The sequence below is a fragment of the Acinetobacter sp. EKM10A genome, assembly GCF_011075215.1.
In the GTDB taxonomy this organism is placed as follows: Bacteria; Pseudomonadota; Gammaproteobacteria; order Pseudomonadales; family Moraxellaceae; genus Acinetobacter; species Acinetobacter baumannii.
The window spans coordinates 533372-548733 of sequence record NZ_JAALLK010000001.1; the positions used below are offsets into that span (position 1 = coordinate 533372).

14 protein-coding genes are annotated in these 15362 nt (G+C 40.5%); 12 read left to right on the top strand and 2 right to left on the bottom strand.

The genetic code is table 11. The features are described 5' to 3' along the window. Window positions 1-80: 80 nt before the first annotated feature. Together prfA and prmC are read left to right on the top strand one after the other, a co-directional pair. Window positions 81-1169 (top strand): peptide chain release factor 1, encoded by a 1089-nt coding sequence (prfA, locus tag G9371_RS02450; protein WP_029424685.1) that lies wholly within the window; start codon window positions 81-83, stop codon window positions 1167-1169. Then, window positions 1169-1990 (top strand): peptide chain release factor N(5)-glutamine methyltransferase, encoded by an 822-nt coding sequence (gene prmC / locus G9371_RS02455; RefSeq protein ID WP_029424686.1) that lies wholly within the window; start codon window positions 1169-1171, stop codon window positions 1988-1990. Before prfA ends, prmC begins: the two co-directional genes overlap by 1 nt. A gap of 7 nt (window positions 1991-1997) precedes the next feature. Here the strand turns inward: prmC and G9371_RS02460 are convergent, their stop codons facing one another. Next, window positions 1998-3026, bottom strand: a complete 1029-nt coding sequence (locus tag G9371_RS02460) for an AraC family transcriptional regulator (protein ID WP_029424687.1) — start codon at window positions 3024-3026, stop codon at window positions 1998-2000. 165 nt (window positions 3027-3191) lie between these two features. Between G9371_RS02460 and G9371_RS02465 the strand changes: the two genes are divergently transcribed. From G9371_RS02465 to G9371_RS02475, 3 genes are all read left to right on the top strand, one after another. Then, window positions 3192-3962: a 3-hydroxyacyl-CoA dehydrogenase gene (locus G9371_RS02465; RefSeq protein WP_005128356.1), complete on the top strand. Its 771-nt coding sequence runs from the start codon at window positions 3192-3194 to the stop codon at window positions 3960-3962. Between the two features lie 18 nt (window positions 3963-3980). After that, the gene (locus G9371_RS02470) at window positions 3981-5117 is read left to right on the top strand and encodes an acyl-CoA dehydrogenase family protein (protein ID WP_000602467.1); all 1137 of its coding nucleotides are present in this window, start codon (window positions 3981-3983) and stop codon (window positions 5115-5117) included. A 220-nt stretch (window positions 5118-5337) separates the two neighbouring features. After that, complete coding sequence (locus tag G9371_RS02475) at window positions 5338-6981, top strand: AMP-binding protein (RefSeq protein WP_000853306.1); 1644 nt, start codon at window positions 5338-5340, stop codon at window positions 6979-6981. 44 nt (window positions 6982-7025) lie between these two features. On the opposite strand, the gene G9371_RS02480 is transcribed toward G9371_RS02475, so the two are convergent. Then, a complete protein-coding gene (locus G9371_RS02480) occupies window positions 7026-7604 on the bottom strand; it encodes a flavin reductase family protein (protein ID WP_000083683.1) in 579 nt (192 codons plus the stop codon). A 169-nt stretch (window positions 7605-7773) separates the two neighbouring features. On the opposite strand from G9371_RS02480, the gene G9371_RS02485 reads away from it, so the two are divergent. From G9371_RS02485 to kdpC, 7 genes are all read left to right on the top strand, one after another. Next, complete coding sequence (locus G9371_RS02485) at window positions 7774-8550, top strand: HesA/MoeB/ThiF family protein (protein ID WP_000137900.1); 777 nt, start codon at window positions 7774-7776, stop codon at window positions 8548-8550. A gap of 58 nt (window positions 8551-8608) precedes the next feature. Beyond that, window positions 8609-9907 carry an ABC1 kinase family protein gene (locus G9371_RS02490; protein ID WP_000739367.1) on the top strand — a complete coding sequence of 433 codons (1299 nt, stop codon included), beginning with the start codon at window positions 8609-8611 and terminating at the stop codon, window positions 9905-9907. Window positions 9908-9922: 15 nt separating this feature from the next. Continuing rightward, window positions 9923-10303, top strand: coding sequence for a dihydroneopterin aldolase (folB, locus tag G9371_RS02495; RefSeq protein ID WP_000338779.1), 381 nt, complete (start codon window positions 9923-9925; stop codon window positions 10301-10303). After that, complete coding sequence (locus tag G9371_RS02500; RefSeq protein ID WP_000993404.1) at window positions 10260-10697, top strand: 2-amino-4-hydroxy-6-hydroxymethyldihydropteridine diphosphokinase; 438 nt, start codon at window positions 10260-10262, stop codon at window positions 10695-10697. Before folB ends, G9371_RS02500 begins: the two co-directional genes overlap by 44 nt. 258 nt (window positions 10698-10955) lie before the next feature. After that, the gene (kdpA, locus tag G9371_RS02505) at window positions 10956-12665 is read left to right on the top strand and encodes a potassium-transporting ATPase subunit KdpA (protein ID WP_029424688.1); all 1710 of its coding nucleotides are present in this window, start codon (window positions 10956-10958) and stop codon (window positions 12663-12665) included. An 8-nt stretch (window positions 12666-12673) separates the two neighbouring features. After that, window positions 12674-14713: a potassium-transporting ATPase subunit KdpB gene (kdpB, locus tag G9371_RS02510; RefSeq protein ID WP_086221457.1), complete on the top strand. Its 2040-nt coding sequence runs from the start codon at window positions 12674-12676 to the stop codon at window positions 14711-14713. Window positions 14714-14726: 13 nt separating this feature from the next. Next, the gene (gene kdpC, locus G9371_RS02515; protein ID WP_029424690.1) at window positions 14727-15332 is read left to right on the top strand and encodes a potassium-transporting ATPase subunit KdpC; all 606 of its coding nucleotides are present in this window, start codon (window positions 14727-14729) and stop codon (window positions 15330-15332) included. Window positions 15333-15362: the final 30 nt, after the last annotated feature.

Sequence of the window (15362 nt, forward strand, 5' to 3'; positions counted from 1 at the left end):
TATGCGCTATTTTTATGATTTGGCTTATCTTCTTATATTTATCTAGATAAGTTTTTTGGACTTTTGAGATATTTCCTCTTATGAAAGCGTCACTCCGTTTACGTCTTGATCAACTCTGTGATCGTCATGAAGAACTTACTGCATTGCTTGCAGATGCAGAAGTGATTTCCGATAACAAACGTTTCCGTAAACTGTCTCGTGAACATAGTGATTTAACTGAAATTACCGAAGTTTGGGGCAAATACCGTCAAGCAGAAAAAGATATTGAAACTGCTGAAATGATGAAGTCGGACCCTGACTTTAAAGATATGGCAGAAGAAGAAATTCAAGCAAATAAAGCATTGCTTGAAGAATTAGAAAGCCAGCTTAATATTTTGATGATTCCAAAAGATCCAAATGACTCTAATGCTGCATATTTAGAAATTCGTGCCGGGACGGGCGGTGATGAAGCTGCAATTTTCTCAGGCGATTTATTCCGTATGTATAGCAAATATGCCGAATCGCAAGGTTGGCGTATTGAAGTCCTTTCTGAAAATGAAGGCGAGCATGGTGGTTTTAAAGAAGTCATTTGCCGTGTAGATGGTGATGGTGTGTATGGCCGCTTAAAGTTCGAAAGTGGCGCGCATCGTGTACAACGTGTTCCAGCAACTGAATCACAAGGTCGTGTGCATACGTCAGCTTGTACAGTAGCAATCTTGCCTGAAATTGACGTTGATACTAACGTTGAAATTAACCCGGCAGATTTGCGTATTGATACTTACCGTGCGTCAGGTGCGGGTGGTCAGCACATTAACAAAACCGATTCGGCAGTCCGTATTACTCACATTCCAACCGGTACAGTCGTTGAGTGCCAAGAAGAACGTTCACAGCATAAAAATAAAGCTAAGGCGATGGCATTGCTAGTATCACGTCTAGAAAATGCTAAACGTGCAGCAGCCGATGCAGCAACTTCTGAAATGCGCCGTGATTTGGTCGGTTCTGGTGACCGCTCTGAACGTATCCGTACTTATAACTACCCGCAAGGACGTATGACGGATCACCGTATTAACCTAACTTTATATAAGTTAGATGCCATTATGGAAGGTGATCTAACGGAATTGCTCGATAGTTTACATCGTGAATATCAGGCAGATCAGCTTGCGATGCTTGCACAGGAAAATGGCGGCTAATGAATATTGCTCAAGCGCTTGCAATTCGTGGTGAGCCTGACAGTTATGAACGACAGGAAAATGCTTGGTTACTTGAGCATTTTCTAAAAATCAATTCACTCGAATTAAAGTTCAGACTTGAGCAAGAGTTAACAGCCCAACAAGAGCAAGATTACTTGGCTGGTCTTGAACGTATCCAAAATGGTGAACCTTTAGCCTATGTGACAGGTTCGCAGCCATTTTGGACGCTCGATTTAAAAGTAACGTCGGATACTTTAGTGCCACGACCAGATACTGAGGTTTTAGTTGAAACTGTTTTAAATCTAAATTTGCCAAAGAATGCAAATATCGTGGATTTGGGAACGGGAACAGGTGCAATTGCGCTTGCATTGGCAAGTGAACGTCCAGACTGGTTCGTCACAGCAACTGATATTTACGCACCTACTTTAGAAGTCGCAAAAGAAAATGCACAAACACATGGCTTGCATCATGTGAAATTTGCTTGTGGCGCTTGGTTTGAAGCACTAGAACCCCAACAATTTGATTTAATTGTTTCTAATCCGCCGTACATTGACCCTGAGGATGAACACATGCAAGCTTTGGCAACAGAGCCGCGCCGTGCATTGGTTGCAGACCATTATGGGTTAGCCGATATTGAAATTATTATTGCCCAAGGCAAAAACTGGTTAAAACCACAAGGCTGGATTGCACTGGAACATGGTTACGATCAGGGACAAGCTGTGCGAAATGTATTTGCTGAGCATGGTTTTAGTGAGATAAAAACTATTCAAGACTATGGCCAAAATGATCGAGTCACTTTAGCATTATTATTAATAAAATAAGAATAACTTAAGCTCTAGAGTTAAGGGTTGCTTCCCGATAAGCGCCAGGGCTAACACCTGTCCACTTTTTAAAAGCACGGTGAAATGCGCTCGGGTCATGGAAATTTAAGTCTTCACTAATATCTTGTATTGAATCATTGCTTTTGCTTAAACGTTCAATTGCAATATCACAGCGAATTTCATTTTTAATTTGTTGATAACTCACTCCTTCATGTTTGAGTCGGCGTTGAACGGTAGCTTCTGAAATATTGAGCTGCTGTGCGACATCTTTGAGTTCAGGCCATTCGGCTGGGTGAAGTTTTAATAAATGACGCCGAATAACAATACTCAATGCATTTTCATTTTTAAAGCGAACTAAAAGATTTTGTGGAGTTTGCTCTAAAAAATCGTAAAGCGCTTTTTTATCTTTTTTAATTTTTATATCTAAATAGTGTGCATCAAATTCAATCTGATTTGTCTCGGCATTAAATTCTATATCTTCACAAAAGCGTACCAAATAATCTTGAATATCGTTCGGCTTTGGACAACGTACCGCAATACTGTTTAAACTAATTCGTTGATCTACTAACCAACACATAAGCCCATGTACCAACATTAAAAAGGTTGCGTAGGTAAACATACGTTTGGATTGTTCTTGATCATGAATCACCAAATAAGCTTTTTCTTGTTCTCGAATGAGTTCTCCTCGTATATCGTCAAGCACAAAATTAAAAAACTTCAAAATATCGTAGAGCGCTTTTTCTAAAGTTTCAGCCGTACTGACGAGTTTTGTAAGTAATTTATAACTACCACGGCGCATAGGATGGCTATCCATACCAAAAAACTCGTCATCCATGGCATTGGCAAGTTCTATCCATAATTGTGCATACGTTGCTACCGGAACACGCGCTTTAGGTGTCATAAGTAATTCAGCAGGAATGCCAGCTTTATTCAAAATAATTTGAGTATTGAGCCCTTTAGCATAAGCCGCACTTAATGCTTCATGTACCAGTGCAATCGAAATTGTTCCTTTACTTAAAGAAGATTGGACAACCATGACAAAGACTCATTTTTTACGTATTTCAAGTGAAATATTTCATATTCAAAATTTGGATTGATCAAAAGCTGCAAGCATTTTGAGGTTTTTTGAAATTGTATCGGAAAAAAACAACTTTTACTCTCACTACTAAGCTTAAAGAACATTTCTATAGGACATTACATAATGAAAATTCAAGGAAAACATTTCGTGATTACAGGTGGTGGCTCTGGTTTAGGAGCTGCAACGGCTGAATATTTAGTAAAGCAGGGTGCCTCAGTCACATTAGTAGACATGAATGTAGAAGCAGGTGAGCAGCAGGCGAAACAACTAGGACCAAAAGCTGACTTTGTAAAACTTGATGTAACCGATGAAGCAGCTGCTGAGCAGTTCTTTAAAGATGTGTTGGTTAAACATGGTTATTTGCATGGTTTGGTGAACTGTGCCGGTATTGGCCCTTCTGCAAAAGTAGTTGGCCGTGAGGGCGTTCATGACTTGGGGTTATTTGCAAAGACTTTAAATATTAATGTCACAGGTACATTTAACATGTTGCGTTTTGCAGCAGATGCAATGAGCAAAAACACGGTTGAAGAAGGGGAAGAAGACCGTGGCATCATTGTGAACACTGCTTCTGTTGCGGCATTTGACGGTCAAATTGGACAGGCAGCTTATTCTGCATCAAAAGGCGCTATTGTGGCGATGACTTTGCCGATTGCTCGTGAGCTAGCACGACATGCCATTCGTATTATGACCATTGCACCGGGAATTATGGAAACTCCAATGCTTAAGGGTATGCCACAAAATGTACAAGATGCTTTGGGGCAAATGGTGCCGTACCCATCTCGTTTAGGAAAACCAGAAGAGTTTGCTCGTTTGGTTGCCCATATTGCTGAAAACTCTTACTTAAATGGTGAAGTCATCCGTCTAGATGGTGCAATTCGCATGGCAGCAAAATAATAAAATAAGGATGTTGAAATGATTCTAAATGCTGAACAAAGTATGGTTCAGGAGATGATGCGTAACTATGCGCAAAATCAGTTAAAACCAACTGCTGCACATCGCGATAAGACCCATGAATTTCCGGCTCAGGAATTAAAAGACTTAGGCGCCCTAGGCGCTATGGGGATGACTGTGCCCGATGAATGGGGCGGTGCCGGAATGGATTATGTATCTTTGGTACTCGCAATTGAGGAAATTGCCGCAGGCGATGGTGCTATTTCGACAATCGTAAGCGTACAAAACTCTTTGATTTGCGGTATTACACTGGCATACGGTTCAGAGCAGCAAAAACAAACCTATTTGCCAAAATTTGCCTCTGGTGAATGGCTAGGATGCTTTTGTTTAACTGAGCCACATGTCGGTTCCGATGCGAGCGCGATTTTATGTAAAGCCGAGCGAGATGGCGACCATTGGGTTCTCAATGGCGTAAAGCAATTTATTACCAGTGGTAAAAATGCTCAAGTGGCTTTGGTATTTGCTGTTACAGATAAACAAGCTGGCAAAAAAGGGATTTCGTGTTTTCTTGTACCCACGAATACACAAGGCTACTTGGTGACTCGTATTGAAGACAAAATGGGTCAACATGCTTCGGACACCGCAACCATTACGTTAGAGGACTGCCGAATTCCTTTAGAAAATTTGGTAGGGCAAGAGGGTGAGGGTTATAAAATTGCGTTATCTAATTTAGCGGCTGGACGTATTGGTATTGCCGCTCAGTCTGTTGGTATGGCAAGAGCGGCTTTTGATGCAGCCGTGCAATATGCAAACGAGCGTAAAGCCTTCGGTGTAGAGCTAGTTCAGCATCAGGCGGTTGGTTTTCGCTTAGCCGATATGGCAACTCAGATTGAAGCGGCGCATCAGCTAGTATTGCATGCTGCAACTTTAAAAGATGCGGGACTACCTTGTTTAAAAGAGGCCTCAATGGCGAAACTCTTTGCATCAACTATGGCTGAGCGAGTATGTTCGGATGCAATCCAGATTCATGGCGGTTATGGATACGTCAGTGATTTCCCTGTTGAGAGAATTTATCGGGATGTTCGTGTAAGCCAGATTTATGAAGGTGCTTCTGATATTCAGCGCTTGGTGATTGCTCGTGAAGTGGCTCAAGTTTAGATCATAAGGTATTGAGTTTTTAAACTTAAAACTGCAAGAAGCCGCACACCATGTGCGGTTTCTTGTAATTGAAATGATGCATTTTTGCTATTAGTTTTGTTTGAAATAGATGGAAAAGTTGAAGAAATATTCTTCGAGCTTTAGCTAAAACAATAACAGTCAGGACAGATTTTGTGGCCTTACACAAAATCTATCATCAAACGGAATGAAGGTGAGCATCATGAAAACTTTGGCAGAAGCTTATCAGCAATTTGATCTTACAAGGCTCATCGAAGAGCAACTTGTTGGGCATCCCCAAGCAATAAATGCTTATGTTGAGTGCTGTGAGCGTTATGTAGGAAAAAATAAAACAGCGCTTATCTGGGAAGGAAAAAACGGGCAGGCAGAGCACTATACCTTCGAACAACTTGCTGAGCTTTCTGGAAAACTTGCTAACTTCTTTAAAGCACAAGGAATTCAAGCTGGAGATTGTATTGCAGGACTTCTACCAAGAACGCCTGAGTTATTAATTACAATTTTGGCAGCATGGCGTATAGGCGCTATTTATCAGCCTTTATTTACTGCCTTTGAAGCAAAATCGATTGATCACCGAATTACGACTGCTCAAACTAAATTGATTGTGACTAATGATGAACAGCGCCCTAAACTGAATACCTTGAATGTTCCGGTTATTGTAACTGTTCATCAAACAGGTCTTTTATCTGAGCATGACTTTGATTTTTGGCAATCTTTACAACGATATTCTGAGCAATGTGAGCCAGTAAATCGTAGCTTTGATGATGACTTTTTAATGATGTTTACCTCTGGTACAACTGGACTTGCGAAGTCTGTACCTGTTCCACTAAAAGCAATTTTGGCATTTAAAGGTTATATGACCCATGCCGTTGATTTGCGTGAAGAGGATATGTTCTGGAATCTGGCAGATCCGGGCTGGGCATATGGTTTGTATTATGGCATTACCGGGCCTTTAAGCTTGGGTCATGGCATTATTATGGATGAGCGTTCATTTAATGTAGATCAGGCAATTGAGTTAATTAAAAAGTATAAAGTAAGTAATTTAACAGGATCACCAACAGCATTTCGAATGTTCTTTGGTTTTAAGGAAAAATTTGACCCTTCAATTAAACAACATTTACGCGTAGTCAGCAGTGCAGGTGAGCCATTAACTCCTGAGGTTGTGAACTGGTTTAAACAAGATTTAGAGGTCAATATTTTTGATCAATATGGCCAAACTGAGCTAGGCATGGTAATTGCGAACCACCATGCGCTTGAGCATCCATTAAAAGTAGGTTCAGCTGGTTTCGCAATTCCTGGACATCGTTTTGCGGTGTTAGACCAAAATTATCAAGAATTGCCAACTGGTGGTGTTGGTATTTTGGCAATGGACTCGGAGCAATCTCCATTGATGTGGTTTAAAGGTTATGGTGGCAATAATCGCAAAGCCTTTGTTGGTAAATATTATTTAACTGGTGACACGGTCACTTTAAACGAACATGGGGGCATTGATTTTGTGGGACGTGCTGACGATGTCATTACAACTTCGGGCTATAGAGTTGGACCATTTGATGTTGAAAGTACTTTATTAGAGTGTGAGGCCGTATTAGAGTCAGCAGTAATTGGTAAGCCAGATCCGGAACGAACCGAAATAGTCAAAGCTTTTGTGGTACTTAAGCCTGCTTATCAAGCGTGTGAAACATTAAAAGATAAGTTACAGCAATATGTTCGTAACCGTTTATCTCGTCATGCTTATCCAAAAGAAATTGAGTTTGTGGACAGTCTACCGAAAACCACGAGCGGAAAAATTCAAAGAGGACTGTTGAAGCAGCAAGAAATTGCAAAAATGCAGCAAGCCTACGCAAGCTAATTTGAACAAAGGGAAATATTTAGAATTTCCCTTTATTCTTTATATTAAAGATCGGCTTTCACTTCCTCACCAATTAAATAAAATGTTCCACCAGCAATATAGTGCAGGCTACGAAGTTCTTTTGGTGCATCCTGAAAATGCCAATGCCCATCTCTAAAAACGCGACTATCTGCCCATGCACCTACAACAGAACCAATAAATAGGTCATGAGCTGACTGATTATGTGGTTCAGGAATAAGTTTACATACCAGCCATGCGATACAACCTGATACAAGCGGACTGGTCAGATCTTTTTGATAAAACAGCTCAACCCCGCAGTGTTCAAGTTTTTGTGGGTCATCTAATTTGCTAATGGTACCAAGTTGCTTGGTCATATTGAGCTGTGCATAGCAAGGAACTTGTAGTGTGAAATAACCACTTTGCTCAACCAGCTGTCGGGTTTTAGTACTTTTATCTAAAACGACGGTCACTTTGGCAGGTTTAAACTCTAAGGCACATGCCCATGCGGCAGCCATCACGTTACGGTCATCACCATGCTGAGCAGAGACTAGTACAGTTGGACCATGATTTAACAAACGATAAGCTTTTTCTAACTCTACTGGTGCAATATATGATTGGGACATATTTAGCCTAAGTAATACAGAAAAGGGATAGCTCTATTGTTGCAGAAAGCGTGTGAGAAGTAATGTAATAGGGGATTAACTGAATAAAAAAGTTGTTTGCATTTTATAGCTTTCCTAATGACGAACTTAGTCATAAAATCACTTGGCTTCTAAGTGAAAGGATTAACGTGTGACCGAGCTTCAAGATATCGATTTTGTAGAGTTAAGTGATGAAGAAATGCATCTCTATAGCCGTCAGATTTTACTTGATGGATGGGATATTGAAGCTCAGGAAAAACTTAAACTGGCCAATGTATTGATTGTCGGTGCTGGCGGAATAGGCTGTAGTAGCGCGGAACTACTTGCACGAGCAGGAGTCGGGAAAATTACCCTCATTGATGCAGATACCATTGAGATAAGTAATTTACAACGTCAAATCGCATTTGGTCATGAAGATATTGGACGTTATAAAGCTGAAGTTTTAGCTAAACGGTTACAGAAAATTAACCCTTATATCTGTGTTGAATACTTTAACGAACGTTTAGACGAACATAACATTGATAAACTAGTTGAACATCAAGACGTCGTTTTAGATGGCTGTGATAACTTTACAACGCGTTATTTAGTGAATGCAGCTTGTAAAAAGCATCAGGTCGCATTAATTAGCGCTTCTGCAATTGGTTTTCAGGCGCAAATGTTTATGGTTGAAGGTGATTCAGCTTGTTATGAATGTTTGTTCCCAAAAGAACAACATGCCAATGAAGGGCTGCGATGTGCGGAATCTGGTGTGCTTGCGACTACACCTGTAATGATTGCGTCATTACAAGCACATCACACTTTATTGTATTTAGGACTAAACAGAACGCCGCTAAAACAAAAACTGTTACTTTGGGATGGGTTAAATATGACGCAACGTATTGTTAGTTTTGATAAAGACATAAATTGTCCACTTTGTCAGGCAAGCTAATCAGCAAATAAAACAAAATTTGCTACACTTGATTTGAATATTCTGGTTTTAAAGAAATATGAAAAAAAATATTTTATTTGATGGATTGCGCTCAGTTGCCCGCATCGGTGAAACCGCAGTAGTTGCGGCTAAAGCCGGTATTAAGTATGCAACTGATAAGCCAAGTAATGCCAAACTCATGCGTGAGACTTTTGAGTCGCTTGGCTCAACATATATTAAGCTTGGTCAGTTTATCGCGAGTACCCCATCGCTATTCCCACGTGAGTATGTAGAAGAATTCCAAGGCTGTTTAGACCAGACCCCAACTTTACCTTTTAGCTATATTCAAGGTGTACTTGCGTCTGAGTTTGAAGGGCGTGATTTAAGCCAGATTTTTAGTTATATCGATGAAACACCACTAGCTTCTGCCTCAATTGCTCAGGTTCATGCGGCTAAACTAACTACTGGTGAAGATGTCGTTATTAAAGTACAAAAACCGGGTGTTGAAACCATTTTGTACACTGACCTAAATGTGGTGCATTGGGCTGCTAAATTGCTTGAACGTGCGGTACCTAAAATTAAATTTGCCGCTCTTTCTGACATTGTTGATGAAATTAAAACCCGTATGGTGCGTGAAGTCGATTTCATTGAAGAAGCACAAAATTTAGATGACTTTGTGGAATATTTAAATATTTCCCAAAATCAAGCTGCTACTGCACCTAAAGTTTATCATCAGTTTTCTACGCGCCGTGTTTTGACCATGCAGCGTTTATATGGGGTCCCTTTGACAGACTTTAGCGTGGTTAAACAATATGCTAAAGATCCATCGCAAGTACTCATTACTGCCATGAACACATGGTTTGGTAGCTTAATGTTATGTAAGAGCTTCCATGCGGACTTACATGCTGGAAATCTAATGCTGCTTGAAGATGGCCGTGTTGGTTTTATTGATTTCGGTATTGTCGGGCAGTTAAAGCCGGAAGTTTGGACAGCATGCATTGCATTTATGGATGCTTTACAAAAAACTGATTATCAGGCAATGGCTGAAAACATGCTCAAAATGGGTATGACCCATAATAAAATTGACGTTCAGGTTTTAGCACAAGATCTAGAGCGTTTATTTAATGGTGTGTTAATGGCTGATCCACAGCAGATTTTGGCTTCTAATCCAGCCGATTTAAATGACATCATGATGGATATGGTGGCTGTTGGTGAGCGTCATGGTATTAAATTCCCTCGAGATTTTGCCTTATTATTTAAGCAAATGCTTTATTTCGATCGTTTTATGCGCGTACTCGCACCTTATACTGATATTTATGCAGACCAACGTTTGAAAATGGTTCAAAATATGGAACCTGCTTCGTTGTTAAAGCACTAAGGTCAGTTTAAATTTATGGATGCCATTATTATTGAAGGCTTGAAGGTTGAGACAGTGATTGGCTGTTTCAACTGGGAAAGACAAATCATTCAACCTTTAATGTTGGATTTAACCATCCATAATGATTTGAGCCGAGCTGCAGCGTCTGACAAGCTTGAGGACACACTCAACTATGCTCAGATTTGTGAATTATCGGCTCAAACCATCCAGAAAGCTAAGCCCGAATTAATCGAGCATGCAGCACATCTCGTTCTGCAATGTTTGTTTGAAACCTTTCCAACAATTGAAAAAATTACCATAACCATCCGTAAGCCAGCCATCATTGCAGAAGCAAATGCTGTAGGAATTCGTCTTGAACGCACCAGAAACAATTTTTGCGCTCGCCCTAGCGAGTAATTTAGACGCAGATCAGCACTTTACTTTTGCCTATACGCAATTAGCAACGTTGGGGAAAGTGCAGTTTTCATCTGTTTATCAAATTCCATGCCGAGATGGTATTGGAGATGATTACTGGAACTCAGCGTGTCTATTAAAAAGCACCTTATCATCTGAACAAATTGAATCTTTTTTAAAGAAACTTGAGTCAGATTCTGGGCGTGTTCGACCATCACATCATATTTCTTTAGATGTAGATTTGATTGCATGGGGAAGTGATCTGGACCATATGCAATTTAATTCTAAAAAATTGCCGTTAGCACTCGATGTAAAAATTCCTTTATATGAACTTTGGGATTGTGAAACCTTAAAGGCTGATAGCACACTTTATCCAGTCGTTAATTTTAAAGTTTAATGCCTTTCAAACTAAATTTTACGCAAACTTTACGCGGGTTTTGACTTCTTCAATAGAGAATTTACGGGCATTTTATCGATACTGAAATTCACTAAATTAGTGTTATTTCAGGACAATAAAGATGCTTATAAATTCTCAAATGCGCATCTTGCATCAGTCTGGCATTGTCTTATGCGGACTTAAAACAAATGATATTTCTTCATCTCTCCTTATTTCCAGCTTGGCAAATCAAGCCAAGGGGTATAGAGGAGAATAGCCATGTTAGAACTTATACTTGTTTTATTTATTGCTATTTTTCTAGCATGGTGCCTCGGTAAATATCTATCCAAAGTGATGAAAAATCAGCCGATGTGGGGTGATGGATTATTTCGCTGGATTGAAAATCCTGTATATCGCTTGTTAGGTATATCTCCCCAACAACAAATGAACTGGAAACAATATTCTTTAGCATTTGTTGTTAGCTGTATTTTTTTAGCTGTAGCCGTTTTTGCTATTTTTATGACGCAAGCATGGCTACCATTAAACCCTAACCATGCACCAAATATGAGTTGGGATTTAGCGTTACACACGGTTATTTCATTTTTAACTAATACCAATCAACAGCATTATTCTGGGCAAGCTCAGTTATCTTATTTATCGCAAATGACAGGTATTGTAGGTTTGCAAGTCATTACGCCCATGATGGGGCTGGCTTTGGTTGTTGCAACATTAAGAGCTTTCTTTTATCAGCGTCCAAGTCATATTGCGGCCGATGTTGCCGAGCAGCCAGATCAAATTTTAATTGGTAATTATTGGGCAGATGTAATTCGTCCTACAGTTCGCTTTTTGCTTCCACTCTGTTTTGTCTGGTCATTATTGCTTAACAGCCAAGGCGTGCCAGCAACTTTCCAAGGCGGGCCAGAAGTACAGCTTATTGATAAAGCCAATAGCGTTGAAACTCAAAAAATTCCTTTAGGGCCAGTTGCGCCAATGGTGGCGATTAAGCAATTAGGTAGTAACGGTGGTGGTTGGTACGGTCCAAATAGTTCTGTGCCTTTAGAAAATCCAACACCACTTTCTAATTTACTAGAAATGATTGCGATCTTACTTATTCCAATTACAGTGATTTTTATGGTAGGGCATTTTACTCAGCGTAAAAAATTTGCCTACTTTGTGTTTGGCAGCATGCTTTTCATGTCGATTATTTCAGGTGCAGCGGCTGTCTGGTCTGAGAGTATGTCATCGACAGCATCTCAGCTTGCCGTAATGGAAGGTAAAGAACAACGATTTGGACCAGCTGCATCAGCAGTTTGGGCAGCTATCACTACACAGGTGAATAACGGCTCGGTCAATATGATGCATGATTCTTCTGCGCCGCTTACCGGTTTAGTCGAACTCATTAACATGCTGATTAATGCCATTTGGGGTGGTGTGGGCTGTGGTCTGCAACAGTTTATGATTTATCTGTTACTCGCAGTATTTATTGCAGGTTTAATGACAGGTCGTACTCCAGAGTTGTTTGGACGCAAGATTGAAGCAGCAGAAATTAAGTTGCTCGCGATTATTATCTTGATTCAACCTCTTGTTATTCTTGCATTTACCGCATTAAGCCTCAGCGTTCCAGGCATATCTGGAATTAGTAATCCAGGACCACATGGTATTAGCCAAGTGTTCTATGAATATGTTTCTGCGTTTGCTGATAATGGTTCAGGTTTTGAAGGTCTTGGAGACAACACTGTATGGTGGAATGTCACTTGTAGTATCGCTCTACTGTTAGGACGTTTCCCTACATTAATTTTGCCATTAATGATTGCCACACGTTTAGCAGCAAAAAGAAAAGCACCCGAAACATCAGGTAGTCTTCAGGTTGAAACACCAACCTTTGCCTTAACGCTGATTACGATAGTTGTGTTGCTTACCTTATTACAATTTATGCCAGTTCTTGTCCTTGGGCCTATTGCCGATCAACTTTTGTTGGTTAAAGGCTAAGGAGGCGAGTGAAAATGAATACACAAACTCATGTAAATAGCCATAAACAAACCATGGCAGTGCCAAATTTTGAAGTTTGGAAAAATGCATTTGTGAAACTGCTACCACAGCATGCAATTAAAAACCCTGTGATGGCAATTGTATGGCTTGGAACAGTGGTTACAGGCATTAGTACAATCTTAGGTTACACCACGCTGATATTTGGTTTAATGGTTACAGCAATTCTGTTTATTACCATTTTATTTGCTAACTATGCCGAGGCTGTTGCAGAGGCTAGAGGCCGTGGGCAGGCATCTTCATTACGTGCAGCAAGAGAAAATTTAACGGCTCGAAGACTCAACTCTTTGACAGACCGTCAAGCGACTCAAGTTGCAGCGACCGAACTTCATTTAAATGATTTTATTGAAGTACATGCAGGTGAGCTTGTTCCAGCCGACGGTGAGATTGTAGAAGGCTTTGCAACTATTAATGAATCGGCTGTTACAGGTGAGTCAGCACCTGTGCTACGTGAAGCTGGAACAGACCGTTCAGGTGTTATTGGTGGAACCAAAGTACTTACAGATCGTATTGTTGTGCAAGTGACTGCTGAATCTGGTCAAAGTTTCTTAGACCGTATGATTGCTTTGGTCGAAGGTTCAAATCGTCAAAAAACACCGAATGAGATTGCGCTTGGCTTCTTGTTAATGGTGATGACAATCACGTTTTTAATTGTCGTGATTAGCCTGCCATTTATTGCCAAGTATTTGCATATTGAACTTGATCCAGTTGTGCTCGTGGCGTTATTGGTCTGCTTAATTCCAACAACCATTGGTGGCTTGTTACCTGCGATTGGTATTGCGGGGATGAACCGTGCACTCAAGGCCAATGTTTTGGCGAAATCGGGGAAAGCTGTCGAAGTTGCGGGTGACATTGATGTGCTTTTACTCGATAAAACAGGAACCATTACTTATGGTGACCGTCAAGCGACCTCTTTTTATCCTTTAACTTCGGTAACCGAGTCTGAGTTGAGAGCTGCTGCTTGGGTAAGTTCACTTGCCGACCCAACACCAGAAGGGAAATCGATTGTTAAGTTAGCAAAAGAGCAAGGGCTAAAACAGCAAGAACCTGAGCAAGCCGAATTTATCTCTTTTAGTGCTTCGACTCGAATTTCCGGTGTGAATTTACCGAATGGTGACCAAATTCGTAAAGGTGCATTAGATGCAATCTTGAAATTTGTAGATGAGGATTATTCTCAAGATTTAGAATTAAAAGCGCGTGTTGAACAAGTTGCCAAAAAAGGAGCAACACCTCTAGTCGTCGCTAATCAACATCATGTGTTGGGTGTGATTGAACTCTCAGATGTGATTAAACACGGTATTAAAGAACGTTTTGCTCGTTTAAGAGAAATGGGTATTAAAACTGTCATGGTTACAGGTGATAACCCATTAACTGCGGCCGCGATTGCTGCTGAAGCTGGTGTAGATGATTATATTGCCGAAGCAAAACCAGAAGACAAATTGGCTTGTATTCGCACCGAACAACAACGAGGTCGTTTAGTTGCAATGGTCGGTGACGGAACCAACGATGCGCCGGCATTAGCACAAGCTGATATTGGTCTAGCCATGAACTCGGGTACACAAGCTGCAAAAGAAGCCGGCAACATGGTTGATTTAGACTCAGATCCAACCAAACTACTCGCTGTCATTGAGATTGGGAAACAACAGCTGATTACCCGTGGTGCTTTAACAACATTTTCGTTAGCAAACGACGTCTCTAAATACTTTGCCATCTTGCCTGCATTGTTCGCTGCTGCGATTCCACAAATGCAAGTATTGAATGTAATGCACTTGGCAAGTCCAAACAGCGCGATTTTATCTGCATTAATTTTTAACGCGATTATTATCCCGCTATTAATTCCAATCGCACTCCGAGGCGTCAAATTTAAACCTTCAACTGCAACTCAGTTACTACGTCGAAATATGTTGATTTATGGAGTGGGTGGTGTGGTTCTACCATTTATTGCCATCAAAGCGATTGATGTAGTGATTGTTCAATTATTTGGTTTGTAATCTGGAGTTTGAAATGAAAACTTATGCACAAAATTCAGAAGCAAATTTGGGTCAGACCTTAAGAGCATCTTTGGGATTATTAATTTTTACTCTGGTGGGTTGCGGTGCTATTTATAGTGCGATCGCTACAGGTGCGGGACAGGTGTTATTCAAAAATCAAGCAAATGGTAGTTTGATTGAAATAGACCATAAAGTTTTAGGGTCAAAATTAGTTGCTCAGCCATTTGTTGGAGAGGCTTATTTTCATCCACGTCCTTCAGCAGTCGCTTATGACCCGATGGCGATGGCAGGTACAAACTTAGCGCGTACTAATCCTGAGCTACAGCAACAAATTGATGCTCAGATTCTTGCTGTGAAAAAACAAGATCACACGGGCAATACACCTATACCAAGTGATTTGGTGACTAAATCTGGTAGTGGTATTGATCCGCATATTAGTCCTGAATCTGCTCAGTTACAGGTTGCTCGAGTGGCTCAAGCGCGTCATTTAGACCCTAAAGTTGTAGAAGAGTTACTTCAAAAGCATATTGAACCAGCTCAGTTTGGTGTACTAGGGCAAGCTCGTGTTAATGTATTACAGCTAAATATCGCTTTAGATCAATTACAATCTACACATTAACTTAAAAATAAAGTTGTTAGTTTACCGGAT